Annotated in this window: 27 protein-coding genes; 16 read left to right on the top strand and 11 right to left on the bottom strand. The window is 63.1% G+C overall.

Annotated elements, in window-relative coordinates; genetic code table 11:
- Positions 1-53: 53 nt before the first annotated feature.
- The 6 genes from FHS75_RS03365 (at position 54) to FHS75_RS03340 (ending at position 3,857) form a co-directional block, all read left to right on the top strand.
- Entirely contained in the window at positions 54-719 is a 666-nt protein-coding gene (locus tag FHS75_RS03365) for an MBL fold metallo-hydrolase (RefSeq protein WP_280526241.1), read from the top strand.
- 140 nt (positions 720-859) lie between these two features.
- On the top strand, positions 860-1,039 hold the full coding sequence (gene rpmF, locus FHS75_RS03360; RefSeq protein ID WP_179406288.1) for a 50S ribosomal protein L32: 180 nt from the start codon (positions 860-862) through the stop codon (positions 1,037-1,039).
- Between the two features lie 24 nt (positions 1,040-1,063).
- Entirely contained in the window at positions 1,064-2,128 is a 1,065-nt protein-coding gene (plsX, locus tag FHS75_RS03355; RefSeq protein WP_179406287.1) for a phosphate acyltransferase PlsX, read from the top strand.
- A complete protein-coding gene (locus FHS75_RS03350; protein WP_179406286.1) occupies positions 2,125-3,096 on the top strand; it encodes a beta-ketoacyl-ACP synthase III in 972 nt (323 codons plus the stop codon). The genes plsX and FHS75_RS03350 overlap by 4 nt, the downstream gene beginning before the upstream one ends.
- A gap of 105 nt (positions 3,097-3,201) precedes the next feature.
- Entirely contained in the window at positions 3,202-3,501 is a 300-nt protein-coding gene (locus tag FHS75_RS03345; RefSeq protein ID WP_179406285.1) for an integration host factor subunit alpha, read from the top strand.
- Positions 3,498-3,857: a MerR family transcriptional regulator gene (locus FHS75_RS03340; protein WP_179406284.1), complete on the top strand. Its 360-nt coding sequence runs from the start codon at positions 3,498-3,500 to the stop codon at positions 3,855-3,857. Before FHS75_RS03345 ends, FHS75_RS03340 begins: the two co-directional genes overlap by 4 nt.
- Before the next feature lies 1 nt (position 3,858).
- Here FHS75_RS03340 and FHS75_RS03335 read toward each other — a convergent pair whose 3' ends face one another.
- From FHS75_RS03335 to FHS75_RS03320, 4 genes are all read right to left on the bottom strand, one after another.
- Complete coding sequence (locus tag FHS75_RS03335) at positions 3,859-4,413, bottom strand: SixA phosphatase family protein (protein ID WP_179406283.1); 555 nt, start codon at positions 4,411-4,413, stop codon at positions 3,859-3,861.
- Positions 4,413-7,130, bottom strand: a complete 2,718-nt coding sequence (locus tag FHS75_RS03330) for an ATP-dependent DNA helicase (RefSeq protein WP_179406282.1) — start codon at positions 7,128-7,130, stop codon at positions 4,413-4,415. Before FHS75_RS03330 ends, FHS75_RS03335 begins: the two co-directional genes overlap by 1 nt.
- A gap of 61 nt (positions 7,131-7,191) precedes the next feature.
- Positions 7,192-8,631: an amidohydrolase family protein gene (locus FHS75_RS03325; protein WP_179406281.1), complete on the bottom strand. Its 1,440-nt coding sequence runs from the start codon at positions 8,629-8,631 to the stop codon at positions 7,192-7,194.
- A 57-nt stretch (positions 8,632-8,688) separates the two neighbouring features.
- The gene (locus FHS75_RS03320) at positions 8,689-9,558 is read right to left on the bottom strand and encodes a mechanosensitive ion channel family protein (RefSeq protein ID WP_179406280.1); all 870 of its coding nucleotides are present in this window, start codon (positions 9,556-9,558) and stop codon (positions 8,689-8,691) included.
- Between the two features lie 115 nt (positions 9,559-9,673).
- Between FHS75_RS03320 and FHS75_RS03315 the strand changes: the two genes are divergently transcribed.
- Positions 9,674-11,272 (top strand): lysine--tRNA ligase, encoded by a 1,599-nt coding sequence (locus tag FHS75_RS03315; RefSeq protein ID WP_179406279.1) that lies wholly within the window; start codon positions 9,674-9,676, stop codon positions 11,270-11,272.
- 13 nt (positions 11,273-11,285) lie between these two features.
- On the opposite strand, the gene FHS75_RS03310 is transcribed toward FHS75_RS03315, so the two are convergent.
- A complete protein-coding gene (locus FHS75_RS03310) occupies positions 11,286-11,969 on the bottom strand; it encodes a prolyl hydroxylase family protein (protein WP_179406278.1) in 684 nt (227 codons plus the stop codon).
- 117 nt (positions 11,970-12,086) lie between these two features.
- On the opposite strand from FHS75_RS03310, the gene FHS75_RS03305 reads away from it, so the two are divergent.
- Positions 12,087-12,635: a cytochrome b gene (locus FHS75_RS03305; protein WP_179406277.1), complete on the top strand. Its 549-nt coding sequence runs from the start codon at positions 12,087-12,089 to the stop codon at positions 12,633-12,635.
- Positions 12,636-12,703: 68 nt separating this feature from the next.
- Here FHS75_RS03305 and FHS75_RS03300 read toward each other — a convergent pair whose 3' ends face one another.
- On the bottom strand, positions 12,704-13,597 hold the full coding sequence (locus FHS75_RS03300) for an RcnB family protein (RefSeq protein ID WP_179406276.1): 894 nt from the start codon (positions 13,595-13,597) through the stop codon (positions 12,704-12,706).
- 174 nt (positions 13,598-13,771) lie between these two features.
- Between FHS75_RS03300 and FHS75_RS03295 the strand changes: the two genes are divergently transcribed.
- Positions 13,772-14,341: a pyridoxamine 5'-phosphate oxidase family protein gene (locus tag FHS75_RS03295; RefSeq protein WP_229735473.1), complete on the top strand. Its 570-nt coding sequence runs from the start codon at positions 13,772-13,774 to the stop codon at positions 14,339-14,341.
- Here the strand turns inward: FHS75_RS03295 and FHS75_RS03290 are convergent.
- Positions 14,338-14,604 carry an acylphosphatase gene (locus FHS75_RS03290; RefSeq protein WP_179406275.1) on the bottom strand — a complete coding sequence of 89 codons (267 nt, stop codon included), beginning with the start codon at positions 14,602-14,604 and terminating at the stop codon, positions 14,338-14,340. The two genes, FHS75_RS03295 and FHS75_RS03290, sit on opposite strands and share 4 nt — an antisense overlap.
- 7 nt (positions 14,605-14,611) lie before the next feature.
- Positions 14,612-16,291 carry an energy-dependent translational throttle protein EttA gene (gene ettA / locus FHS75_RS03285; RefSeq protein ID WP_179406274.1) on the bottom strand — a complete coding sequence of 560 codons (1,680 nt, stop codon included), beginning with the start codon at positions 16,289-16,291 and terminating at the stop codon, positions 14,612-14,614.
- Positions 16,292-16,411: 120 nt separating this feature from the next.
- On the opposite strand from ettA, the gene FHS75_RS03280 reads away from it, so the two are divergent.
- The 4 genes from FHS75_RS03280 to FHS75_RS03265 all read left to right on the top strand — a co-directional run bounded on the left by FHS75_RS03280 (position 16,412) and on the right by FHS75_RS03265 (position 20,431).
- Complete coding sequence (locus tag FHS75_RS03280; RefSeq protein WP_179406273.1) at positions 16,412-16,954, top strand: peroxiredoxin; 543 nt, start codon at positions 16,412-16,414, stop codon at positions 16,952-16,954.
- 111 nt (positions 16,955-17,065) lie between these two features.
- Positions 17,066-18,193 carry a peptide chain release factor 2 gene (gene prfB, locus FHS75_RS03275; protein WP_179406272.1) on the top strand — a complete coding sequence of 376 codons (1,128 nt, stop codon included), beginning with the start codon at positions 17,066-17,068 and terminating at the stop codon, positions 18,191-18,193.
- A 19-nt stretch (positions 18,194-18,212) separates the two neighbouring features.
- On the top strand, positions 18,213-18,992 hold the full coding sequence (locus FHS75_RS03270) for a class I SAM-dependent methyltransferase (protein WP_244958962.1): 780 nt from the start codon (positions 18,213-18,215) through the stop codon (positions 18,990-18,992).
- A gap of 32 nt (positions 18,993-19,024) precedes the next feature.
- Positions 19,025-20,431, top strand: coding sequence for an NAD(P)H-dependent flavin oxidoreductase (locus FHS75_RS03265; RefSeq protein WP_179406271.1), 1,407 nt, complete (start codon positions 19,025-19,027; stop codon positions 20,429-20,431).
- 42 nt (positions 20,432-20,473) lie between these two features.
- Here the strand turns inward: FHS75_RS03265 and FHS75_RS03260 are convergent, their stop codons facing one another.
- Together FHS75_RS03260 and FHS75_RS03255 are read right to left on the bottom strand one after the other, a co-directional pair.
- Positions 20,474-21,778, bottom strand: coding sequence for an ammonium transporter (locus FHS75_RS03260; RefSeq protein WP_179406270.1), 1,305 nt, complete (start codon positions 21,776-21,778; stop codon positions 20,474-20,476).
- A 75-nt stretch (positions 21,779-21,853) separates the two neighbouring features.
- Positions 21,854-22,873 carry a 2-hydroxyacid dehydrogenase gene (locus FHS75_RS03255; RefSeq protein WP_179406269.1) on the bottom strand — a complete coding sequence of 340 codons (1,020 nt, stop codon included), beginning with the start codon at positions 22,871-22,873 and terminating at the stop codon, positions 21,854-21,856.
- A gap of 81 nt (positions 22,874-22,954) precedes the next feature.
- Between FHS75_RS03255 and FHS75_RS03250 the strand changes: the two genes are divergently transcribed.
- Entirely contained in the window at positions 22,955-23,428 is a 474-nt protein-coding gene (locus tag FHS75_RS03250; RefSeq protein WP_179406268.1) for an SH3 domain-containing protein, read from the top strand.
- 6 nt (positions 23,429-23,434) lie between these two features.
- On the opposite strand, the gene FHS75_RS03245 is transcribed toward FHS75_RS03250, so the two are convergent.
- The gene (locus FHS75_RS03245; protein ID WP_179406267.1) at positions 23,435-24,625 is read right to left on the bottom strand and encodes a thiolase family protein; all 1,191 of its coding nucleotides are present in this window, start codon (positions 24,623-24,625) and stop codon (positions 23,435-23,437) included.
- A gap of 211 nt (positions 24,626-24,836) precedes the next feature.
- Between FHS75_RS03245 and FHS75_RS03240 the strand changes: the two genes are divergently transcribed.
- Together FHS75_RS03240 and FHS75_RS03235 are read left to right on the top strand one after the other, a co-directional pair.
- Positions 24,837-25,211 (top strand): NADH-quinone oxidoreductase subunit A, encoded by a 375-nt coding sequence (locus FHS75_RS03240; RefSeq protein ID WP_179406554.1) that lies wholly within the window; start codon positions 24,837-24,839, stop codon positions 25,209-25,211.
- Positions 25,208-25,768, top strand: a complete 561-nt coding sequence (locus FHS75_RS03235; RefSeq protein WP_179406266.1) for a NuoB/complex I 20 kDa subunit family protein — start codon at positions 25,208-25,210, stop codon at positions 25,766-25,768. The genes FHS75_RS03240 and FHS75_RS03235 overlap by 4 nt, the downstream gene beginning before the upstream one ends.
- Position 25,769 lies beyond the last annotated feature (1 nt).

Genomic DNA, 25,769 nt, shown 5'->3' with positions numbered 1-25,769 from the left:
TCGCCCGCTACCATTGCATTGCAATCCCGGACGCGCGCGGCCATCTCCCGTCCATGACCGAAACCAGCCAACCTCCGATGCGCGCCGCCATCGTTCCGGTGACGCCTTTCCAGCAGAATTGCTCACTGATCTGGTGCACGAACACTAACAAGGGCGCTTTCGTCGATCCGGGCGGCGATCTCGACCGGCTACGGCAAGCGCTGGTCAAGTCGGGCGTGGAGCTCGAGAAGGTGCTCGTGACTCATGGTCACATGGACCATTGCGGGCTCGCGGGCGAATTTGCAAAGGACATGGGCGTGCCGCTCGAAGGTCCGCATGAGGACGACCGGTTCTGGATCGAGGGGCTGGACAATCCGTCGATGCGGATGGGCCTTGAGGGCAAGAGCTTCGAGCCCGACAGGTGGCTTCGCGATGGCGACACGGTGACTGTCGGCGATCTCGAGCTCGATGTGATCCATTGCCCCGGCCATACGCCCGGCCACGTGGTTTTCCACCATGCGCCATCGCGATTCGCGATCGTGGGCGATGTCCTGTTCCAGGGGTCGATCGGGCGTACCGACTTTCCGAAGGGGAACCACCAGGATCTCATCGATTCGATTACCGGCAAGCTCTTCCCGCTCGGCGACGAGATCACGTTCATCCCCGGACACGGACCGACGAGCACTTTCGGTCATGAGCGCAAAACCAACCCCTTTGTCGCCGATGCGAAGTTCGGATGATGCCTTCGGCTTGCAATCCGAATGCTCAGACCTTGCAACCTCCGGTAAATCCGTTATAGGCGCGCCTTCGCTGCCGCCAGCCGGGAACGGCTCAGGGCGGCTTTTTTGCCAGTGTAATATTTGCAGGAACAGGTGCCGAAATGGCTGTCCCTAAGAGAAAAGTCTCCCCGTCGCGTAGGGGTATGCGTCGCAGCCATGATGCGCTGAAGCCCGAGGCATTCCACGAATGCCCGAACTGTGGCGAACTCAAGCGTCCGCACAACCTGTGCCAGGCGTGCGGCCACTACAACGGACGCGAAATCATTTCCGTCGGGCTCTGAGCCCGGCAGTTTCGGAGTAACGTGATGACCTTGCCGCGTATCGCCGTAGACGCGATGGGCGGTGACGAAGGCGTGCGTGTCATGATTGAGGGCGCAGCCCTTGCTCGACGTCGTCACGAGAGGTTCAAGTTCCTCCTTGTCGGGGACCAGCCCGCGATCGAGCAGGCGCTCCAGCGCCACCCGAACCTTCGCGCTGCATCCGAGATTCTCCATTCCGACGATGTGATCTCGGGCGAAGACAAGCCGAGCCAGGCGCTTCGCCGCGCCAAGACGACGTCGATGGGCATGGCGATCCACGCGGTAAAATCCGGGGATGCCGGGGCTGCGGTGAGTGCCGGCAATACCGGCGCCCTGATGGCCATTTCCAAGCTTGCTTTGCGCACGATGCCCGGCATTGATCGCCCGGCATTGGCGGCACTGCTGCCAACTCTGGGGGACAACGATGTCGTCATGCTCGATCTTGGCGCGAACACCGATTGCGACACGCGCAATCTGGTTCAGTTCGCGGTCATGGGCGCGGCCTACTCAAGAGTGGTGACAAACAGGACTTCGCCACGCGTCAGGTTGCTCAACATCGGCACCGAGGAGATCAAGGGCACCGACCTGCTCCGCGATGCGGCCACGATCCTGAAATCTGCGGCGGAGGAGCTGTCGATCGATTTCGACGGGTTCACGGAGGCCGACAAGGTTTGCCAGGGTGACGTCGACGTCGTGGTGACCGATGGGTTTTCCGGCAACATAGCTCTCAAGGCGGTGGAGGGGACGGCCCGCTTCGTCGGAGACCTCCTGCGTCGCAGCTTCTCGAGTTCGCTCCGTTCCAAGATTGGATTTCTGATCAGCCGCCCTGCTACCGAGCTTCTCAAGCATCATCTCGATCCCAACAACCATAACGGGGCAGCATTTCTGGGACTCAATGGCCTCGTGGTCAAAAGCCACGGTAGCGCCAATGCCGTGGGCGTTGCCAATGCGGTCGCCGTGACCGCGCGACTGATCGAGGAAAACGTGACAGAGCGCATCACCGCGGATCTCGCCCGCATCGGCGAGGACAGCCTGCGCTTCCGCAATGAAGCTGCCGGCGGTGCGGCATGACGCGCCGGTCGGTTCTGCTCGGCACCGGCTCCGCGCTGCCGCGGCGCGCCGTATCCAATGCGGAATTGTCGGAACGCGTGGACACCAGCGACGAATGGATCGTCGAGCGTACCGGTATCCACAACCGGTACATAGCCGACGCTGACGAGACGACGTCCACGCTGGCGATCGAGGCAAGCCGCAAGGCGATCCTTACGGCAGGTGTGGAAGCATCGTCGATCGATCTGATCATCCTTGCCACGGCAACACCGGACCAGACCTTCCCTGCAACCGCCACCCTCGTGCAGGACGCCCTTGGTTGCAACGGGGGCATCGCATTCGACGTGGCCGCGGTCTGTTCGGGCTTTCTCTATGCTGTCGGCGTAGCCGATTCGATGTTGCGCTCTGGCATGGCGAGCCGCGCACTGGTCATCGGTGCTGAGACGTTCAGCCGCATTCTCGACTGGGAGGACCGCGCGACCTGCGTACTTTTCGGCGACGGGGCAGGCGCGGTGGTGCTCGATGCACAGCAAGCCGACGTCGCAGGAAGCAGGGGTATCCTTGCGTCCCGTCTCCACGCGGACGGGGCGCACAACCAGCTGCTTTACGTCGACGGCGGTCCGTCGACGACCGGATCGGTCGGCAAGCTGCGCATGAAGGGCCGCGAGGTGTTTCGACATGCGGTGACCAATCTTGCCGAAGTCCTGGGAGAAGTGCTGGCCGAAGCTGGGTATTCGTCCGAGGATATCGACTGGCTCGTGCCGCACCAGGCAAATGCCCGGATCCTCGATGCAACCGCGCGCAAGCTGGGTCTTCCCGTCGAAAAGGTGATCATGACGGTGGGCGATCATGCCAACACGTCGGCCGCCTCGGTTCCGTTGGCGCTCGACGTCGGTATCAGGGACGGCAGGATCAAGTCCGGCGACCTAGTCATGCTCGAGGCGATGGGCGGCGGCTTCACGTGGGGGGCGAGCCTCGTCCGGATTTGATCCGGCTTAGTGCAAAAGTGAACAATCGGGGCGCATGGCATTGCCATTGCTGTGAAATCCCTTACTATCGCAGGTCGGGGTCGCGCTAACTTGATTGGGGGCTTGATGCGCTCCACGGAGACTCTTACGCGCGCAGCGATCGCCGAGGCGATCCACACGAAGCTGGGTATTTCCCGGGCGGAGTCGCTCGCGATGGTCGAAGCCATTCTTTCGCACATGTGCGAGGCACTTGCCGAAGGGCAGAACGTCAAGATTTCCGGCTTCGGCACCTTCCTCTTGCGCGACAAGGGTGAACGGATCGGTCGCAACCCGAAGACCGGCGTGGAAGTGCCTATCACGCCGCGCCGGGTTCTCACCTTCCGCGCGAGCCAGATGCTGAAGAACCGCATCGCCGACGGATCATGAGCGAATCCGAAGTTTTATTTGATGACGGCAAGGCGCCTGACGCGCTGCGAACCATTGGCGAAGTGTCACGGGCGCTAGGCATCAAACAGCACGTGCTGAGATACTGGGAAGACCACTTTCCGAGCCTGAAGCCGGTCAAGCGCAGCGGAGGGCGGCGTTACTACCGCCCCGAGGACATCGCTCTCATCCGCAGGATAGATCGCCTTGTCCATCGCGAGGGCTATACGCTTCGCGGTGCCAGGCAGGCGGTCGAGGGAATGCGAAGAAAGGCTGACGACTCCGCCACACCCACCACCGATCCGGCAGAACTCAGGGCTATCCGCGACATCCTTGCAAGAGCGCTGGCGGCGGCCTGAGCTAGTCTTCGCGCGGCGACGCCTTCGGCCCTAATGCGGGATCGAGGTCGCGCGGACGCATCAGGTGCACCAGCCTGGCGCAACCCCCCTCGACATCAGCCCAGTCATCGATTTCGAGTTCGAGCACGGCATAAGTCGCGGTGGGAAACTTTTCCTCTACGATATTGCGCAGGGCATCCTGTCCGTCTTCGGGCACGAGATCGAAGATCAGATCCTCGAAACCGGGGTTGTGCCCTACCATTATGATCGCGCCGGGATCGCCCTCCTGCTCGCGCAGCAGGTCCATGAGCGTCGCGGAACTGGCGAGGTAAATGCGGCGGTCCCATTCGACCGGCAGTCGCGACTTGCTGCCTTCGCCTGCGATCTCGATCGTCTGCGCCACGCGCACCGCGGGCGAGGCCAGTACGCGGTGCCATGTCCGCCCATCCTCCCGTATGTGGCGGCCCATCAGCTTCGCGCCCTTCCTGCCGCGTCCGTTGAGCGGGCGGTCGAAATCGCGAGCGACGGCGTCGTGCCAGTCGGATTTGGCATGGCGAAAGAGGCCGAGTGTTTTCATCAGGTCCGTGAGGAAAGCGCGCCGCTGCGGGTCTTCACACCTGAAGCACTCTCGGACACACGTTGTAAAGCCTCGTCCAGAGAAATCCTCGAAACCGGCGCTCCCGAGGGAAAGGCGGACAGCAAGCGCGAGGGAAAAGCCGCAGACAGGACGACGAACTGACCGCGATCACCACGACTGCGGATCAGGCGGCCGAATGCCTGCGCCAGCCTCGCGCGAATGATCCGGTCGTCATAAGCCGAACCCCCTCCCGCCGCGCGACGCGCCTTGTGCAGGATCGAAGGGCGTGGCCAGGGCACCTGCTCCATGACAACGAGCCGCAGCGAATGGCCTGGAACGTCGACACCGTCGCGCAGGGCATCGGTCCCGAGCAGCGATGCACGCGGATCGTCGCGGAAGATGTCAACGAGCGTCCCGGTGTCGATGGGGTCGACATGCTGCGAAAACAGCGGCAGCCCGGCGCGCGCCAGCCTGTCGGCGATGCGGCCGTGCACCGCGCGCAATCTGCGAATGGCGGTGAACAGGCCGAGTGCGCCGCCGCCCGATGCCTCGATCAGGCGTGCATAGGCCGCCGCCAGTGCCGCGATGTCGCCGCGCGGGATGTCGGTGACGATCAGGACTTCGGCCTGGCTAGCGTAATCGAACGGACTCTCGAATGCGGACAGCCGGGGGAGGGTTTCGACATGCCGGGCGCCGCTCCTGTCAAGCGCGGTCTCCCAGTCTTCGCCATCCTTCAAGGTCGCCGAGGTCATCACGACGCCGTGCGCCGGTTCGAGCACGACCTTCGCGAAAGGTTTCATCGGGTCGAGCCATCGCCGTTGGATGCCGACATCGAATTCGCGCGCATCGGCGCGTTCGACTGCCAGCCAGTCGACGAAATCGGGGTCGGCCGGTCCGCCGAGACGGTCCAGAAGCGCTTCCCAGGCCGCCAGCAGGTCGATCCTCCAGGTCAGGGAAAGGCGCGCACCCTCGATCCGGGCGCGCCCTTGCGCATCGAGCCAGTCCGGCGGGTCTTCGGTGATAGATTCGAGCCGGATACCGAGACGCATCAGGGGCTGCCTCAATTCGGCGAGGGCTGCGCGGGCAGCCTGCGCCAGTTCGATGAAAGACCCCTCAAGGCCCGCCGCTTCTGTCTCGAGCCCGTATCCAGCGTCCTGCCCGCCACTTTCGTCACGGGCGAAAACCGTCGTGCGGACCGCCGCGAACACCTCCTCGAGAGGTCCTGACGGTGTGCCTTCGACGAGGCGCTGGAGCCAGCCTTCGCCCGGAAGAGCTTCAGCGGCGGACCGCGCCGCCGCAATCGCGCGACCGGCGGCCTCGTCGTAGCTGCCCACGTCGGCAAGGCGAGCGGAGAGGCCGCGTCGGCGGCCCTTCGAAGCGCGTTCGGGCCCGATCACCCAGCGCCGCAACTCGATCGTCTCCGCACCGGTCAGCGCCGCCGCGAACGTCGAATCCGCCGCTTCGAAAACGTGGTGCCCCTCGTCGAAGACGATGCGCGTCGGGGCATGTGCCACATCCCGGCCACGCGCCGCATTGACCATGACGAGCGCGTGATTGGCGATAACGAGGTCGGCCCCGGCCGAAGCTCGCGCAGATCGTTCGATGAAGCATTTGCGATAGTGCGGGCAGCCGGCATAAACGCACTCCCCGCGCCGGTCGGTCAACGAGGCGATGCCGCGTTGGCGGAACAGCGTGCCCAGCCATCCCGGCAAGTCGCCCCCGATCATGTCCCCGTCGCGCGTGTACGCGGCCCATCGGGCGACGAGTTGCGCCAGTATCGCGGCCCTGCCGCCGAAGCCGCCCTGAAGCGCGTCCTCTAGGTTCAGGAGGCACAGGTAATTCTCACGCCCCTTCCTGACGACCACGGGTTGCGACCCGTCGGGACGGACTTCCGGCCAGGCGCGCGCGCTTTCGTGCCGTAGCTGGCGCTGCAGGGCCTTGGTATAGGTCGATATCCAGACCGTTCCGCCCGACCGCTCGGACCATAGCGAAGCGGGCGAGAGATAGCCGAGTGTCTTGCCGATGCCAGTGCCTGCCTGCGCTAGCAGAACGTGCGGCGACCCCTCACGCTTGCGCGGGCTGAACGCCTTGGCCGCTTCCACGGAGTAGCCGCGCTGGCCCTGTCGCTGCTCCGCTCTGCTGCCGGTCAGTCCACCCAGTCGACCGAGCACCGCATCGTCGTCGAGTTCGACAGGCGACGGCTGGGGGCGGGGCGGCGATTCCTCCCACTCGGGGAGGCGGGCGAACAGCCAGCGCTCTGCCCGTTGCGGCTTTGCGATCAGGCCTGCCAACGCCGCGGCCCAAGGCCAACGCATGCGGGTGAGCGACTGCAGCGCGCTCCATGCGCCCTCACGTTCGGCCCAATCGTCCGCGGTGCAAGTGGCGAGCAGGACTCCGGCTGCGGCCTGGAGCGTTTCGGGCACGTCCGCATCGCTTTGCGGGTTGGCAATGCCGAGGGCGTCGGCGAGCCCCTTGGGCGTCGGCACGACGAAGCGGGCAGGATGCACGAAGGCGTAAAGTTCCAGCAAGTCGAGACCCGACAGGTCCGGATAGCCGAGCCTCGTCGCCACCAGCGGCGCATTCAGGATGAGGTGCGGAGTGTCGGCGGCAGCGACGATCGCTTCGCCCTTTCCCGCTCCCCGTGTCGCCGCGCTGCCGTCGCGAAGCCAGCAACCGCCATGGCTGGCGTGCAGCGCGGGAAGTGAAAGGCTTTCCATCGGCGGCAGCCTAGCTGCAGTGGAACGAAATGGAAACGCGCTTGCTTCGAGCCTGGCCGATCTATTGCGCCAGCAATGCCGGATCGATGGGTGTGCCCTGGGCCGCCATGCCCTCGACGATGTTGTCGATGGTCCTCGCTGTATCGTGTTCCGAGGCTCGTTGCAGGAGGACGTCGAGTGCGGGCCTGTTGTAGTAGTGACCCTTGCGGATGACGACTGCGGGGCGATCGAGACAGGAGAGATCCTCCGAAGGATCGCAGCGGTAGAGTGCGATGTCCGCGATGCATCCTGCCTCGAGACAGCCGCTCTTGCCTTTCTCTCCAAGTACCTGCGCAACATTGGCCGTCGATGAGAGCAGCGCCTCGCGCGGGGAAAAGCCCGCTCTTTCCAAAAGATCGAGTTCCTTGAGGAGCGATCGTCCGGGCACGTTCGAGAATATACCGGCATCGCTTCCGCTTACGAGAAGAACTCCCTCGTCCGCCATTATGCGGGTGAGACGCCCGATAAAACGATCCTTGTCTTCGTGGTCCGCAGGATCCTGCCCCTGCCAGAACGCGATCGCACCCTGTTCGGTGGCCTGTGTTACAGGATTGAGCCAGTCGGTGCCCTGCCGCGTGGCGAACACCTCCTTGCCTGCGGCCATGCGAACGAGGTTGTGATGGGCGACCAGCGTCGGCGTGACCGGAACCCCGGTATTTGCGATCCTGCTTGCGACCACACGCGCGGCTGTTTCGTCGAGTTTATCGGAAAGGCCGTGCCAGAGAATCGATTCGCTGTGCTCGATCGTCTCGAAACCGTCGTCGAGTATCTCGTCGAACGCGATCACGAAGGGCTGTTCGGTAGGAATGCCTTCGAGACGTTCGCCTTCCGGCGTGTGTCCGGTGATGGCGATCCCGAGCGTTTTCGCCTCGTCCAGCAGGGCCTCGTAGGGCTCGCGGCGGAGATTCGAATAGACCTTCAGGCGTTCGTATCCGGCGGCGTGGTGAGCCTTCACGGCGGCACGGGCGGACGCCGCGTCCATCAGCATCTGGTGGTTGATCTGTTCATTGGGGCCGGGGCTGTTGAGGATCGGGCCGGTAGTTAGAAGGCGAGGTCCCGAAACCTCGTCGGCCTCGATCCGCTTCGCAAGCCGCAGGTGGAACGGCATTCCGGACATGTTGCGGACCGTCGTTACGCCGTGGGCGAGGTATGCTCCCAGCTCCGCTTCGTCCCAGATGTGGACATGCATGTCGGCAAGCCCGGGAAGGGCGAAAAGCGCCTTGCCATCGATACGCCTTGCATGCGGCATGCGAGGAGCCGTCCCGGCAGGCCCGGCGTAAACGATCTCGCCTCCGCGGATCGCAATGGTCTGCGCTGGCGATGTGCCTTTCGAAGGATCGACGACAGACACGTTCTCGATGAGAAGAGGGCCGATATTATCGCGTGCCGATGTCGATCCGGGAAATAGACAGGCCGACGATGCAAGGATCGCAAGACAAACTGATCTAATGCCGGTCGCCATCGGTCCACTCCCGCTGCCTTGCCGCACCATGCAGCGGGCGCTCGCCATAGACAAGCGTCAGGCCGCGTCGTTCAACGGCTCTGCCAGCGGGACGCGCTCCTTGAAGGTATGCGTGACGTAGGGGAACGGAATCTCGACGCCCGCATCGTCGAGCGCTCGTTTGACTGCCATCACGATGTCGCTCTTGGTCAGCCGCAGGTCGCGCGGAGCCGAATCGGCCCACCACTGGACGAGGAAGTCGATCGAGCTCGAGTTGAACTCCTGCGCAAAGACGAGGACGGGCTTGTCCTTCTTAACGCTATCGAGCGCCTCGACAGTATCGATGATGATGCGCTGCGCCTTTTCGAGGTCGGTATCGTAGGCCACGCCGACGACGATCTCGTTTCGGCGGATCGTCTCGTCGGTGAGGATTTTCACGGGATTCTTGAACAGCAGCGAATTCGGAACGACCGTGAGTTCGTTGGACAGCTGCCGGATGTAAGTCTCGCGCAGCGTGGTTTTCTCGACCCTGCCGATAATACCCTCGCACTCGATCACGTCGCCGATCCGCATCTTCTCCCGCAGCATCAGGAGCACGCCGGCGAGGAAGTTCTCGAAGATGTCCTGAAATGCAAAGCCAATGGCCAGTGCACCTACGCCAAGGCCCGCGAAAGCCCCGGCCGGCGTGAAGCTCGGGATGGCAACGGTAAGTGCGATCACGATGCCGACGATCCAGATCGCCAGCTTCACGAGCGTTTCGACGAGCTGCTTCAGGTCGTCGCGGATCGAAGCCCTGTCGGTAATCTTGTCCGCGATACGGACCGCAAACTTCGCGACGAGCCAGGTCAGGAATAGGATGACGAGTGCAATGGCAAGCGACGGCAAAGCCTGCACGAACCCGCGCGCCATCGCGTTGACCTGTTCCTGCAGCGTTTCGACGTAATCCAACTGTAAGTCCTTCCAACGAATTCACATTGATTAACCGTTCCCTCCGGCTTCGGTTCCGACAGGCGCATCGCTTCGCACTTGCGAAACGGCGACATTCGGGCGAAAGGCGCTGGCAATGACCGACACTGAACTGCAAGCCGCCGCCCGCACGTCCAAGGCATGGCCCTTCGAGGAGGCTCGCAAGCTCCTGAAAAGGTATCCCGACGGGAAGGACGGAGCTCCGATCCTGTTCGAGACCGGATACGGACCGTCGGGTCTGCCCCATATCGGAACCTTCCAGGAAGTGCTGCGCACGACGCTCGTGCGCAATGCCTACCATGTCCTGACGGGGGGAGCGCCGACCCGGCTGGTCGCCTTTTCGGACGACATGGATGGCCTGCGCAAGGTCCCCGACAACATTCCCAATCCGCAAATGCTCGCCGCGCACATGGGCAAGCCGCTGAGCCGCATCCCCGATCCGTTCGGAAAGTTCGAGAGCTTTGCGCATCACAACAATGCGATGCTGTGCGCCTTCCTCGACCGGTTCGGATTCGACTACGAATTCGTCTCGGCTTCGGAGCGATACAACTCCGGTGCTCTCGACGATGCGCTGCGCAATGTGCTGCGCAATTTCGATGCGATCATGGACGTCATGCTTCCCACCCTGCGCGAGGAACGGCGCAAGACCTATTCGCCGGTGCTGCCCGTCTCGCCGTCGTCGGGGCAGGTGCTGCAGGTACCGGTCGAGGTGGTCGACGCCGAAGCCGGGATCGTCCGCTTCGAGGACGAGGGTAAGCTCGTCGAGCACACTATCCTGTCCGGCTGGTCCAAGCTGCAATGGAAGGTCGATTTCGCGATGCGCTGGGTCGCGCTCGGCGTGGATTACGAGATGTCGGGCAAGGACCATACCGACACCGTGGTGCAATCCGGCAAGATCGCGAAAATCCTCGGCGGGCGCCGTCCGGAAGGAATGATCTACGAACTCTTTCTCGACGAGAAGGGAGAGAAGATATCGAAGTCCAAGGGTAACGGCCTGACCATCGATGAGTGGCTGACCTACGGCACCGAGGAGAGCCTCGGGTTCTATCTTTTCCGCGAACCGAAGAGCGCAAAGCAGCTTCACATCGGCGTGATACCGCGCGCCGTCGACGAATACTGGCAGTTCCGGGGCAACCTGCCCGACCAGGCACTCGACAAGCAACTGGGCAACCCGGTCTGGCACCTGTTGCGCGCGACCGGCGACGGTTCGGGCGCGGGCGACACACTGCCGGTCACATTCGGGCTGCTGCTCAATCTCGTCGGCGTGCTCGGCGCGGAAGCGAGTGCGGATCAGGTCTGGTCCTACCTTGGAAACTATATCGCCGATGCGACGCCAGAGGCGCACCCCGACCTCGCGCGCCATGTCGAGGCGGCGCTGGCTTACAACCGGGATTTCGTCGCGCCGACGCTGAACAAGCGCGCTCCGGCCGAGAACGAGGCGGAGGCTCTGAAGGCTCTCGATGCCGAACTTGCCGCCGCCGGCGAGGATACTCCGGCCGAGGACCTCCAGACCAGCGTCTACGAGATCGGCAAGCAGGATGAATTCGCATTCGAGAACCTGCGTGACTGGTTTCGCGCGCTCTACGAAACCCTGCTTGGATCGAGCCAGGGCCCTCGGATGGGAAGCTTCATTGCCCTTTACGGCGTCTCGAACACGCGCAAGCTGATCGCGGAAGCATTGGCCCGCCGTACCTGATCAAATCAGGGGTTCAGGACCAGGGGCGTGTCCGGAACCACTTGGTGATGACGTATTTGACCCCGCGTTCGACGGGCAGGGCGGCGTGCATCGTAAACTCGTTGGGCGACCCATCGGGCAGGGCGTTGTTCCACAGCAGCAACGCGCCGCGCTGGGGCGGGACTTTCACTCCGACCTTGACGAACTGGGTGGTTCCCCCTTCCTCGACGTCGTTGAGGAACACCATCGCGGTCCAGCTTCTCTGCCCGCCGCGTCGCTTCTCCTCCTTCCAGTAGGGCGCACGCGTGTCGAACCAGTCGTTGTGCTCCTTGAACTCCTGACCAGGAAAGTAGCGCTGACCCTGGATCGTCTCGCTCCAGGCGAGGTCGATGCCCAGCAGATCCGACAGCCGCCGCTCGATCATCCGCACGAAGCTGTCATCCGGGTTCACGTCGCCCGAATAGCTCGTTCGATAGGCGTAGTGATCTTCGGCATCGAACGTTTCGGACGGTCGCGCGACTTCGTCGATCATGGCGATGAGCCGGTCGCATTCGGCACTGCTCAAGAAGTCGGAAGAAGCGAAGATCTCGGCCTGATCGATGGGCACCCTGTAGATCGACGGATCGGCGGCCAGTCTTGCGCGCACGAATTCGCCGACGCGCTTCAGAGCGGTCTTGTCCGGATTGGGGGCGATAAGGGCAGCATCTTCGTCGCTCACGCGCCCTGCCTATCGCCTCGCTCTGCGATGGCAAGACCGGACGCGAGTCATGCCCCGTCTTGTCGACCCGCGAGCTTTGCGCCACGTTCGTATTTCAAGTCCTTGGGGAGCAAGACCATGACAGCAGCCACGCGCTACAATTCCGGCGCAATCGCATTCCATTGGATCATTGCCGCGCTGATCGTCCTGAACTTCATCGCCGTGTGGGTCGCGGAGGACATGCCGAAGGAAGACGCCTCGCAATTGATGGGTATCCACAAGGCCGTCGGAATCTCGATCCTTGTCCTCACGGTTCTGCGGATTCTCTGGCGACTGACGCACAGACCGCCGCCGTTCCCGGAGAACATGAAGGCCTGGGAAGTTGCTCTCGCGCGCGTTGTCCACTCGCTGTTCTATTTCCTGATGGTCGCCATTCCGTTCACCGGCTGGTCGATGGTCTCGGCCTATTCGGGCAAGCCAGTCAGCTTTTTCGGCCTGTTTGATGTCCCGGCGCTGCCCTATCGCGTCAACGAGGCTAGCGGCGAGATCCTGCATGAGGTCCATGAAACGTTCGGAGCGATCATGCTCGTGCTCCTTGCGCTGCATGTTGCCGGGGCGCTCAAGCATCATTTCGTCGACCGCCACGGCGGTCTCGCGCGGATGATACCGGCGCTGCGAAGGGATTGACGATGCGAACGAGCCCCCGCTCAAGGGGAAGCGGGGGCTCTCTTTCCGGTCGATGCCGGAAACGGTTGTTACCAGAAGAAGTCGTAGATCACGTCGACCACTTCGCCGGTGTATATGTCGACCAGCAGCACGTCATCATAGTAGCGCACCCAGCGATAGGGGCCGTAGACTTCGGGCAGGCGGTACTGCCAGGGATCGTCGATCCAGTAGCGGCTCGAATAGAACAGCGAATTCAGCGAGAACCCGATGGAGAGCCGGCGATAGGACCACGAATTGTACGGCGAATAGTAACGTCCCACCCGGTAGAGGCGACGGTTGTTCGCGCGATAACGCTGCCAGTCGTACCGATTGTTGCTGCGCCATTGGCGGTTCCAGCGACGGTAGTCGCGACGCGCCTCGCGGTAATTGCGACGTTCGTCGTAGCGACGCTGATCGCGATAATTACGACGATCATCATAGCGGCGCTGGTCGCGATAGTCGCGGCGGTCGCTATAGCGGCGCTGGTCGCGAGCACCGTCCCTGTAGGCCCGGCGCTGGTCGCGGTAATCCTGCCTCGCATCGGTCCGGCGACCGTCGCGATAGCCGCGGCGATCATCGCGCGCCTCGCGGCGGGCGTCCCGATAGGTCCGGTTGCGCTGGTCTCGCGCCGCTTCGCGAGCGCGGTTGATGGCGGGGCGCTCGACATTCTGCGAACGACGTTCGGTACGCTGCGGACGGCTTTCGGTCCTTTGCGAGCGGCGCTCTGTCCGCTGCGCACGCTGGGCAGCACGGCCTTCCTGCGTGACACGTAGGCGTTGCGAGCGATACTGTCCGCCGCCATTGCCGCGCGAGCGCTCGGCTTGCGAGCCGCGATCACCGCCGCGGTTCTGCGCATAGGCATCCACCGGCATCGCCATCATTGCGACCGCAGCGGCCATAGCGCCCCATGCGCTCGATTTCAGAAATGCACTAGGTTTCATCATGTTCTCTCTCGCCAGTTGCGGTTTTTCCCGCGCTCTCGGCTCAGCGGCGGTACACTTGCTTTCTAGACCAGTCGCACTGACCCGAAGGTGAACCGTGCAGAAGTCCTACGTTAAGGTTTCCTCTCACTTTTATGAACGTAATGTTTGTGCCGCGGAAACGCAAGGCCGGGTGCCATGAGCGAGAATCTCGAAGCGATCTGGACCGGGGTGCTTTCGGCGCTAGCAAGGGGCGCGATCGACAGGCGTTCGCCAATGCACACCCCGGTAGTCTCCACCGCCGATGCCGACGCCCGCGTGATGGTGCTTCGCCATCTTGACACCGCAGAACAGACCGCTCGCTTCCACACCGATGCGAGGGCGCCGAAAGTTGCGGTCATCAAGCGCGACCCGGATATCGGCCTGCTGTTCTACGATCGCGAGGCAAAGCTCCAGATCCGTTGTCGCGGGCGCGCACGGATCGAAAACGAAGGTCCGTCGGCCGACCGCGCCTGGCTGGAAAGCACCAATTTCGCAAGGAGGTGCTATCTCGGCGCAGCGCCCGGCGCCGTGTCGAACGCGCCGACGTCGGGTCTTCCGGATTGGGCGGAAGGGATCGAGCCGAGCGACAGCCAACTGGAAGCCGCTCGGCAGAATTTCGCCGTGCTGCTCGTCGACCTGATCGAGATCGACTGGTTCAGCCTGGCCCACACCGGTCACAGGCGCGCGATCTTCGTGCGGGGTGAGGGACGCTGGATATCGCCCTAGCGCCGGCGAAAATCCCCGAGTTCCTCCGGTACCGCTTCGACTACATCGATCTGTTCGACACGCGCCGCCGGCGGACCGTCATGCATTCGCGCGATCATCTGGTCGAGCCTATCCGCATCGCCTTCGAGGTGGGCTGAGACCGTGCCGTCCGGCTCGTTCCTGACCCACCCGGAAACATCCAGATCGCGTGCGGTCCCGACCGTCCAGTCGCGATAGAATACGCCCTGTACCCGGCCCCGGACCGTTAGAAGCCGAGCGACCAAGCCGCCGTCACCGCGTCAGTTTCTTGTAGGCGAGGCGTGTGGGTCTGTCCGCCGCATCGCCAAGCCGGCGGCGCTTGTCTTCCTCGTAGTCCGCGAAGTTGCCTTCGAACCATTCGACGTGGCTGTTGCCTTCGAATGCGAGGATGTGCGTAGCGAGCCGGTCGAGGAAGAAGCGATCGTGCGAGATAACCACGGCGCAACCGGCGAAATTCTCGATCGCGTCCTCGAGTGCCCCGAGCGTCTCGACGTCGAGGTCGTTCGTCGGCTCGTCGAGCAGGAGGACGTTGCCGCCCTCTTTCAGCATCTTGGCAAGGTGTACGCGATTGCGCTCGCCACCGGAAAGCTTGCCGACGTTTTTCTGCTGGTCCTGACCCTTGAAGTTGAATGCGCCGACATAGGCGCGGGTCGACATGTCATGGCCGTTGACCTGCATGTAATCGAGCCCGTCCGAGATTTCCTCCCAGACATTGTTCTTGCCTTCGAGATGGTCGCGGCTCTGGTCGACGTAGCCGAGACGAACCGTTTCGCCGACGTCGATCTTGCCGTCGTCGGGCTCTTCCTGGCCGGTGATGATCTTGAACAACGTCGACTTGCCGGCGCCGTTGGGGCCTATGACGCCGACGATGCCGCCCGGCGGAAGCGTGAAGGACAGGTCCTCGAACAGCAGCTTGTCGCCATAGGCCTTCGAGATGTTCTGCGCCTCGATCACCTTGCCGCCCAGGCGTTCGGGAACCTGGATGACGATCTGCGCCTTGCCAGGGCGCCTGTCCGCCTGGGCATCCTGAAGCTGCTCGAACTTGCGGATACGCGCCTTCGACTTGGTCTGGCGTGCCGACGGCGTCTGCCTGATCCACTCCAGCTCGCGGCTGAGCGCCTTCTGGCGGCCGCTTTCCTCTCGCTCTTCCTGTGAAAGCCGCTTGGCCTTCTTTTCGAGGTAGGTCGAGTAGTTCCCCTCGTAGGGGAAGTACTTTCCGCGATCGAGTTCGAGAATCCAGCCCACCACGTTGTCGAGGAAGTAGCGATCGTGGGTGATCATCAGCACCGCACCCGCGTACTCCTTGAGGTGGTTTTCAAGCCATTCGACACTTTCGGCGTCGAGGTGGTTGGTCGGCTCGTCGAGCAACAGGATCGAGGGCTTCTGGATGAGCAGCCGGGTGAGGGCGACGCGACGTTTTTCACCGCCCGACAGATTTTCGACAGACCAGTCAGACGGCGGGCAGCGCAGCGCTTCCATCGCGATTTCGAGCTGGTTGTCGAGGGTCCAGCCATCGACCGCGTCGATCTTCTCCTGGAGTTCGCCCATCTCCTCCATGAGCTTGTCGAAGTCCGCGTCCTCGGGCGGATCGGCCATCAGCATGGAGATCTCGTTGAAGCGGTCGACCATGTCCGCGGTTTCGCGCGCGCCGTCCTTGACGTTTTCGAGAACGGTCTTGTCCGGATCGAGTTCGGGCTCCTGCGGGAGATAACCGACCGTGATGTTCTCCCCCGGCCAGGCTTCGCCGGTGAAATCGGTGTCGATCCCGGCCATGATCTTCATCAGCGTCGACTTGCCGGCGCCATTGGGGCCGACGATGCCGATCTTCGCACCCTGGTAGAACTGCAGGTTGATGTCGGAAAGCACAGGCTTCTGCGCACCGGGAAAGGTCTTGGTCATGCCCTTCATGACGAAGGCGTACTGAGCGGCCATCGGGGTCCTCTGGAAATTGACTTATCTGGAAATCGCGCCCGCTCTACAGTCCGGCACGCAACCTCGCAAGCGGGCTGGCGACCCCTCGACAAGAAGCATTGCGGCGTCCACATAGGATGCATGACCAAGATTGCCGCAGTGCTTGCCGCCCTTGCCACGCTCGCCTTTCCGGCGTCCGCGTTTGGCGAATTACCCGCAGGATCGAAGGCCCCGATGTTCTCGACGCAAGGTGCACTTGCGGGGAAGGGCTATGCATTCAACTTGCAGGCAGCTCTGCGCAAGGGGCCGGTCGTGCTCTACTTCTACCCGAAAGCGTTCACGCACGGTTGCACGCTCGAGACCAAGGCCTTTGCCGACGCGCACGACGAATTCGCCGCAGCCGGGGCGACGGTCATCGGCATGTCGGCGGACGATCTCGACCTGCTCAAGCGCTTCTCGACCGAGGCATGTCGCGACAAGTTCGCAGTAGCGACGGCCAGCCCCGCCATTATCGATGCGTACGATGTCGCGCTCGAACTGGAAGGCAAGGCTTCGGGAATGGCCGACCGGGTAAGCTATGTCATCGGGCAGGACGGCCGGATCGCGTTCGTTCATTCCGACATGGACTATCGCGATCATGTCCGGCTCACTCTGGCGGCGGTGAAGCGACTGGCCGCAAAGTAGCCGATCGGGTCGCGACCGGATGGCCTTTGGCGGCCTCCGACCTCGCCGAATTGTTTACATTCTGCGACGCTTCGCTAAGCGGAGCGGCGGATTTTTCGGAGTTTGAGTACTATGCGTGCCGAAGGGCAGGCTCATATCGAGAGGATAGAAGCGGCGCTCGGACTTATCCGGCAGTCGCTTGACTGGGATCGTGCGGTGCGGCGCCTCGACGAGCTCAACGCGCGCGTCGAGGATCCTACGCTCTGGGACGATCCCAGGGAAGCCGAAACCGTGATGCGGGAACGTCGCCGGCTGGAATCGGCGATCGGCACGGTCAACGAGATCAGCCAGGAAATGACCGATGCTGTGGAGTTTGTCGAACTTGGCGAGGCCGAAGGCGACGACGACACTGTGAACGAGGGACTTTCGACACTCGAAACGCTCGCCGAGCGTGCCGATTCCGACAAGGTCGATGCGCTGCTTTCCGGTGAGGCCGATAGCAACGACGCCTACCTTGAGGTCCATGCCGGCGCAGGCGGCACCGAGAGCCAGGACTGGGCGGAAATGCTGCAGCGCATGTACACGCGCTGGGCTGAGCGGCGCGGCTTCAAGGTCGAGCTGGTAGACTATCACGCGGGTGAGCAAGCCGGCATCAAGAGCTGCACGCTCCTGATCAAGGGCGAAAACGCATACGGGTATGCGAAGACCGAAAGCGGTGTGCACCGCCTCGTCCGCATCAGCCCCTACGACAGCTCCGCGCGCCGTCACACGAGCTTTTCGAGCGTCTGGGTCTACCCGGTCATCGACGACGACATCGAGATCGAGGTCGTCGATTCAGACCTGCGCATAGACACCTATCGCGCTTCCGGCGCGGGCGGCCAGCACGTCAATACGACGGACTCTGCGGTTCGTATCACGCACATCCCGACCGGCATCGTGGTCGCAAGCCAGAACGACCGTTCCCAGCACAAGAACCGCGCGACCGCTATGAACATGCTGAAGGCGCGACTTTTCGAAAAGGAACTGGCCGAACGCGAGGCTGCGGCTTCGGGCGAATACCAGGCCAAGACCGAAATCGGATGGGGGCACCAGATTCGGAGCTACGTCCTCCAGCCCTATCAGCAGGTCAAGGATCTCCGCACCGGCGTCGTCTCGACTTCGCCGGGCGACGTTCTCGACGGAGACCTCGATCGCTTCATGGCCGCAGCGCTGTCGCAAAAGGTCACGGGCGAGAAGGTCGAAGTGACGGACGACGATTGATCCCGGCATGCTTGGCAGGATGGCAACCCGAGGTCTGATGGACCGCATGCAGTTTGCGATGCGTCCGCTTGCCTGCATTCTCCTGATCGCTGCGCTGCCGCTTTCAGGGTGCCAGGGGCGTACCGCCGATCCCGACCGTCCCGAAAGCGCGCTCGCGTTCCCAAAACCCGACAGGCCGGTATCCGAGCTCGGCGCCAACCAGTTCTCGACCGAGACCGAGCGCGACAGCGTCAACGAAGCCCAGACGGTGATGGACCTGGCGCAGATCGAGTCCGGAATGACGGTTGCCGATATCGGTGCAGGTGAGGGTTACTACACTGTCCGGCTGGCAGAGCGGGTCGGGGCCGAAGGGCGCGTGCTGGCGCAGGATATCGACCGCCAGGCCCTTCGCCGGCTGGGCGCCCGCGTCGAACGCGAGCGGCTGGACAATGTCTCGATCAAGCTCGGCGCCGAGGACGATCCGCGTTTGCCCGAGGCAAGCTTTGATCGGGTCTTCCTTGTCCACATGTACCATGAAGTCGCCGAACCATATGCCTTCCTTTGGCGCCTGCGACCTGCGCTCCATCCCGGAGGCAAAGTCATCGTGGTCGACGTCGACCGACCGACGGACCGACACGGTATCCCGCCGACGCTGCTTTTCTGCGAATTTTCTGCCACGGGCTTTCGCTTGACCGAATTTGTGCGTAAGCCCGACCTTCAAGGCTATTATGCTCAATTCGAGGCTGCGGAAGAACAACCGGCGCCTTCCGAGATAAAGCCCTGCCAGCAGCCAGGTAACGGCGACGCGAACGGCAAGTGAGCCGGGCGGTCAGGGGAAAGACTGATACTGTAATGAGTTTCAAGGGTTTACAGCCGATCATGTATGGCGGCCGCGAGGTCTGGCCGGTCATTGAAGGCGGGAAGGGTGTTTCAGCGACGAACCACGCGTCGTCTGGAGCATGGGCCGCCGCCGGGGGCATCGGCACGGTCAGTGCGGTCAATGCCGACAGCTACGACGCCGAAGGGAAGATCATCCCCCAGGTCTACGACCAGCTCACCCGCAAGGAACGTCACGAGCAATTGATCCGCTACGCTATCGACGGCGGCGTCGAGCAGGTTCGCCGTGCCTACGACATTGCCGGTGGCAAGGGTGCCATCAACATCAACGTATTGTGGGAAATGGGGGGTGCGCAAGCCGTGCTTGAAGGCGTTCTCGAACGCACGAGAGGGCTTGTGGCAGGCGTGACCTGCGGCGCGGGCATGCCATACCGGCTGAGCGAGATCGCCGCGCGCTTCAATGTTAACTACCTGCCCATCGTGAGTTCGGGCAGGGCCTTTAGGGCGCTGTGGAAACGCGCTTACCACAAGGTCTCGGACCTCATGGCCGCGGTCGTCTACGAAGATCCCTGGCTGGCTGGAGGGCACAACGGCCTGTCGAATGCGGAGGATCCGACGAAGCCGGAGGATCCCTATCCGCGGGTCAAGCAGCTGCGCGACATGATGCGCAAGGAAGGCGTTTCGGACGACGTGCCGATCGTGATGGCGGGCGGAGTCTGGTACCTGCGCGAGTGGGACGACTGGATCGACAATCCCGAGCTTGGTCCCATCGCCTTCCAGTTCGGCACGCGTCCGCTGCTTACGCACGAAAGTCCCATCCCACAGGAATGGAAGGACGAACTGCGCAATCTAGAACCCGGCGACGTGCTGCTGCACAAGTTCTCGCCGACCGGATTTTACTCATCGGCGGTCAGGAACTCATTCCTTCGCAACCTCGAGGCTCGATCGGACCGTCAGATCCCCTATTCGCGTGTCGAGGCGGGCGAGCACACCGTGCAGCTCGATGCCGGAGTGAAGGGCAAGAACTTCTGGGTTACGCCCAAGGACCGCGATCGTGCCCGCTCGTGGGTGGCCGAGGGACATACCGAAGCGCTCAAGACCCCCGACGATACCGTGGTTTTCGTTTCCACCGAAGAACGCGCCACGATCCGCAAGGACCAGGCCGACTGCATGGGCTGCCTGTCGCATTGCGGCTTCTCTGCGTGGAAGGACCACGACGACTACAGCACGGGAAGGCTGGCCGATCCGCGCAGCTTCTGCATCCAGAAAACGCTTCAGGACATCGCCCACGGCGGCCCGGTCGACGAGAACCTGATGTTCGCTGGCCATGCCGCGTACCGGTTCAGGCAGGATCCGTTCTACTCGAACAACTTCACGCCGACGGTGAAGCAGCTGGTCGAGCGGATCCTGACCGGCGACTGACAGGGCAGGGAGCCGCTTTACGGCGCGGCTCCCGCCTCGACCTCAATCGAATTCCCAGGCGCGCTCGCCATGGCTCGAGATGTCGAGCCCGTCGCGTTCTGCATCTTCCCCGACCCTCATCGGGAAAAGCAGAGACACCATCAGCGCCACGATGACAGTGGCAATCGCCGACCAGACAAGGACGACAACCACACCGACAAGCTGTGCGACGAACTGACCGCCCATGGTCATGCCGTCAGCAAAACCGATCCCGCCGAACGAGGAGGCGAGGAACACGGCCAGCAACAGCGATCCTGTCATCCCGCCGACTCCGTGGACGGCAAAGACATCCAGGGAATCGTCGATCGTCAGCTTGAACTTCACGACCTGGATCGCGCCGTAACAGATCGCGGCACCGGCAACTCCGAAGAGGATGGCCGCACCCGGAGAGATGAAGCCTGCGGCAGGCGTTACGGTGGCAAGTCCGGCAATGGCGCCGGTGGCGAAACCTACGCTCGTCGGCTTGCCCAGCGCGAAGCGCTCGATCAGCAGCCAGGTGAGGGCCGCCGCGCTCGCCGCAGCGTGGGTGTTGATGATCGCCGCCGCGGCATCGTCATTCGCGGCGAGGGCGGAACCGCCGTTGAAGCCGAACCATCCGACCCACAGCATCGCCGCGCCAGCCATGGTCAGCGAAGGGCTGTGCGGCAGCAGCGGCGTCTTGGGGAAGCCTTGCCGCTTCCCGAGCAGCATTGCCACGACCAGTGCGGACACGCCCGCCGTCGTGTGGACGACGATACCGCCTGCGAAATCGAGCGTACCGAACGCGCTCGAAAGCCAGCCGCCGCCCCACACCCAGTGCGCGACAGGCGCATAGACGATAAGCCCCCACAGGGCGCAGAAACCTATGACCCAGCCGAACCTCGCCCGGTCGACCCACGCACCGACCATGAGCGCGGGCGTAATAGCGGCGAAAGTCATCTGGAACAGGGAGAATGCGCTCTCGGGCACGAGGAGGCCTTCGCGCACGTTGCCGAGGTCGATCAGCATCCAGGCGTTGCCCGCTCCGAGCCAGCCGTTCGACACCTGACCGAAAGCGAGCGTGTAGCCGACCACGATCCAGAGCAGCGAGGCTACACCCGCGATCGCGCCGCACTGAACCAGGACCGACAGAAAATTTTTCGAACGGACAAGGCCGCCGTAAAAGAGGCTGAGGCCCGGCGCCGTCATCATCAGGACGAGCGCAGCGGAAACAAGGATCCATGCGGTGTCGCCACTGTCGGCGACGTCGATCTGACCTGCCTGCGCGAAAGCCGCAGCCGGCCAGCCCATCGAAAGAAGCGCAAAAAAGAGCGCACGCGCCTGACGCATGAAAATCCTCCCCGTTATCCCAGCTGAGGCTCTAGGACAATTTTGAGAAAACAAACAAGCGCTTTTGCGCAAGCATCATATCAGGGTGTCGAGAACCTGGTCGGGAGGACGGTGCCCGTCTGCCCAGAATCGGATATTGGCGATGATCTTCTCGCCTGCCGCACCGCGACCTTCCTCCGTCGCACTTCCGAGATGCGGCATCGCGATGACGTTCGGCAGTTTCAGAAGCGCAGCCGGAACGTCCGGTTCGTTTTCGTAAACGTCGAGACCGGCCCCGCCGAGCCGTCCCTCGGCCAAGGCCGCTATCAGCGCTTTCTCGTCGACCAGTTCGCCTCTGCCGGCATTCACCAGGTACGCGCCCTGCTTCATGAGGGCGATGCGACGCGCATCGAGGATGTGATGGGTTTCCGGGGTTGCCGGGCAGTTCAACGAAAGAATGTCTGCCTCGGCGACGAGTTTGTCGAGATCGGGCTCGAAGCGCGCGGCGAGCATGTTTTCCACTGCCTCCGGCAACGGATGCCGGTTGTGATAGACGATCCGCAAGCCAAACGCGCGGGCCCTGTGCGCGACGGCCTGCCCGATGCGCCCCATGCCGACGATGCCGAGCAGCTTGCCGCCGATCCTGTGTCCGAGGTAGGCGGAGGGCGACCAGCCTGACCAGCGTCCTTCCTGCACGGCCCTGAAACCCTCGGAAAAACGACGCGTCGTCGAAATGATCAGCGCCATCGTCATGTCGGCAGTGTCTTCGGTAAAGACGCCCGGTGTGTTGGTGACCATGATCCTGCGCTGGCGCGCCGCGGCGAGATCGATGTGATCCACGCCCGCTCCGAAATTGGCGATCAGTCCGAGCCGTTCGCCGGCGGCATCGATCAGGTCACGATCGATAGTGTCCGTAACGGTCGGAACGAGTACGTCGCAGGAGCGTACCGCATCGATGAGCTCGGCTCGGCTCATCGGCTTGTCCTGTTCGTTCAGGGTCACATCGAACAGGTCGCCCATCCTCGCCTCGGTATCGGGCAGGAGTCGCCGCGTCACGATGACCCTGGGCTTGCCGGACACGCGCCGGGTATCTGATTTGTCGGTCACGACGGTCATAACGGTACCGCGCTATTCGCTGGCGGCCCATGAGGTCAAGCCGGCTTGAACGGGTAATCGTGCTAAGGCTATGGACGACCCATGGTCCGGGTTTTCAGCATAATCGTTGCAGCCGCGCTCTGTGCGCTCGTTTCTCCGGCGAGCGCGCAGGACCGGGAAGTGCCTTACTGGGCATCCATTCGCGCCGATGAAGTGAACATGCGTGTCGGCCCTGCCGGCACCTATCGCATTGCCTGGGTCTACAAGCGCCGCGACTTGCCCGTGAAAGTTCTCAGGATCAAGGAGGGCTGGCGCCTTATCGAGGATCCCGACGGCGAGCAGGGCTGGATGGTCGCCCGGTTCCTTAAGCGTGAGCGCACCGCCATCGTCACCGGCGAAGAGCTCGTCGAAATGCGCGCCGAACCCGATGCGGCAGCGCGCCTCCTGTGGAAGGTCGAGCCGGGAGCGGTCGGGCTGCTCGGCGATTGCGAGGCGGGCTGGTGCAGCTTCGATGTCGGCGGAAACAGGGGCTTTGCGCCCGCAGACAGGTTGTGGGGTGCCAGCGAAGCGCCCTGATCGCTTTCAGACCATCTCCACTGCGATCGCCGTTGCTTCTCCGCCGCCGATGCAGAGGCTGGCGACACCGCGCTTCTTTCCCTGACGCCTGAGGGCATTGAGCAGCGTGACCACGATCCGGGTCCCGGATGCTCCTATCGGGTGTCCAAGTGCGGTCGCGCCGCCGTTCACGTTGATCTTGTCGTGAGCGATCCCGATGTCCCGCATCGCGAACATGGCAACGCAGGCGAATGCCTCGTTGACTTCCCACAGATCCACGTCGTCGACCGACCAGCCCGCCTTGTCGAGAAGCTTCTCGATCGCGCCGACAGGAGCGGTGGTGAACTGGGAAGGCTCCTGAGCGTGCGCAGCCGTCGCCACGATGCGGGCGAGGGGCGTGAAACCCTTTTCTTTCGCCAGGCCCTCGCGCGTCAGCACGACTGCTGCCGCTCCGTCCGAAATCGAGGACGAGGTCGCTGCCGTGATCGTACCCTCCCTGGCGAAGGCGGCCCGCAATTCGCGAATCTTGTCCGGCCGTCCGCGGCCTGGCTGTTCGTCGGTTTCCACGACGGTGTCGCCCTTGCGGCCCGAAACGGTGACCGCCACCACTTCGTCCGCGAAATCCCCGTTCTCTATCGCCGCATTGGCACGGCGCAAGGACTCGATGGAATAGTCGTCCATCTCCTCGCGGGTGAGCTGGTATTCGTCGGCGGTGCACTGGGCGAAGGTGCCCATGGCGCGTCCTTCCTCGTACGCGTCTTCGAGGCCATCTAGGAACATGTGGTCATAGGCCGTATCGTGCCCGATGCGCGCACCAGACCGATGCTTTTTCAGGAGGTAAGGCGCGTTGGTCATGCTCTCCATGCCGCCGGCGACGATCACGTCGGCATTGCCGACCGCCAGCGCCTCTGTCCCCATGATGATCGTCTGCATGCCCGAACCGCAAACCTTGTTGACTGTCGTCGCCTGTACCGACTTCGGAAGGCCCGCCTTGATTGCCGCTTGCCGGGCGGGAGCCTGCCCCAGGCCGGCGGGAAGGACGCATCCCATGTAGATGCGATCGATGGAATCGCCGGCGATGCCCGCGCGCTCCACGGCGCCCCTGACCGCGGTTGCTCCAAGCTCGGTCGCAGATGCTCCCGAAAGCGAACCCTGCATCGACCCCATGGGGGTGCGAGCGTAGGAAAGGATGACGATCGGGTCGGTCGGAACTGGCATGGGAGATGTCCTCCATTCGCGGTCGGGAAAGGTGGCCCAAAGGTAGTGTCGCGCGAGTATCACTGCAATCGATTGCGCTTTGGCGAACCGCAGTTGCGCGCAGTGCAACCAATGGCCCGCAAGTTGCCATCCGGGCCGCGCCTGCCCTTGCGCAGCGGCGCTGCCGGGACTAGGGCGCGCATCATAGAAGCAATCGATGAGTCAGCACCCAGTGGTCGACCTTTCCCAATATCTGCCGATCCTGCTCTTCCTGGCGATCGCGATGGTCCTTTCGGCAGCGTTCGTGTTCCTGCCGATGGGGGTCTCTCGCCTTACCGGCGCGCACAATCCGAATGCCGAGAAGAACAGCGAGTACGAGTGCGGCTTCCCGGCGTTCGAGGACCCGCGCAGCCAGTTCGACGTGCGTTTCTACCTCGTCGCGATCCTCTTCATCGTGTTCGACCTCGAAGCGGCGTTCCTGTTTCCGTGGGCCGTCTCGCTCGATCTTACGGGCTGGCCCGGCTGGATCACGATGATGGTCTTCCTGGGAGAGCTGGCGGTCGGCCTTGCCTATGCATGGAAGAAGGGAGCTCTGGACTGGGAATGAATACGCCGCAGAACCCCTCTCTCAATCCCGCGCTGCACCCGGAAGCCGCTTCGACCGCTCCCGATCGGGCCTACTTCGATGCGGTGAATCAGGAAGTCTCGGACAAGGGCTTTCTCGTTACCTCGACGGAAGAACTGTTCCAGTGGGCGCGCACCGGGTCGCTGTGGTGGATGACCTTCGGGCTGGCGTGCTGCGCCGTCGAGATGATCCACGTCAACATGCCGCGCTACGACATGGAGCGCTTTGGCGTGGCCCCGCGCGCATCGCCGCGTCAGTCCGACGTGATGATCGTTGCCGGAACGCTCTGCAACAAGATGGCTCCGGCGCTGCGCAAGGTCTATGACCAGATGTCGGATCCCAAGTACGTGATCTCGATGGGATCGTGCGCAAACGGCGGCGGGTACTATCACTACAGCTACTCGGTCGTGCGCGGATGCGACCGCATCGTGCCGGTCGACATCTACGTCCCGGGCTGTCCGCCGACTGCCGAAGCGTTGCTCTACGGCGTGATGCAGTTGCAACGCAAGATTCGCCGCTCGGGCACGATCGAACGCTGAG

The organism is Novosphingobium marinum (genome assembly GCF_013408095.1).
GTDB lineage: Bacteria > Pseudomonadota > Alphaproteobacteria > Sphingomonadales > Sphingomonadaceae > Novosphingobium > Novosphingobium marinum.
This window is presented reverse-complemented; position numbering and strand designations above follow the sequence as displayed.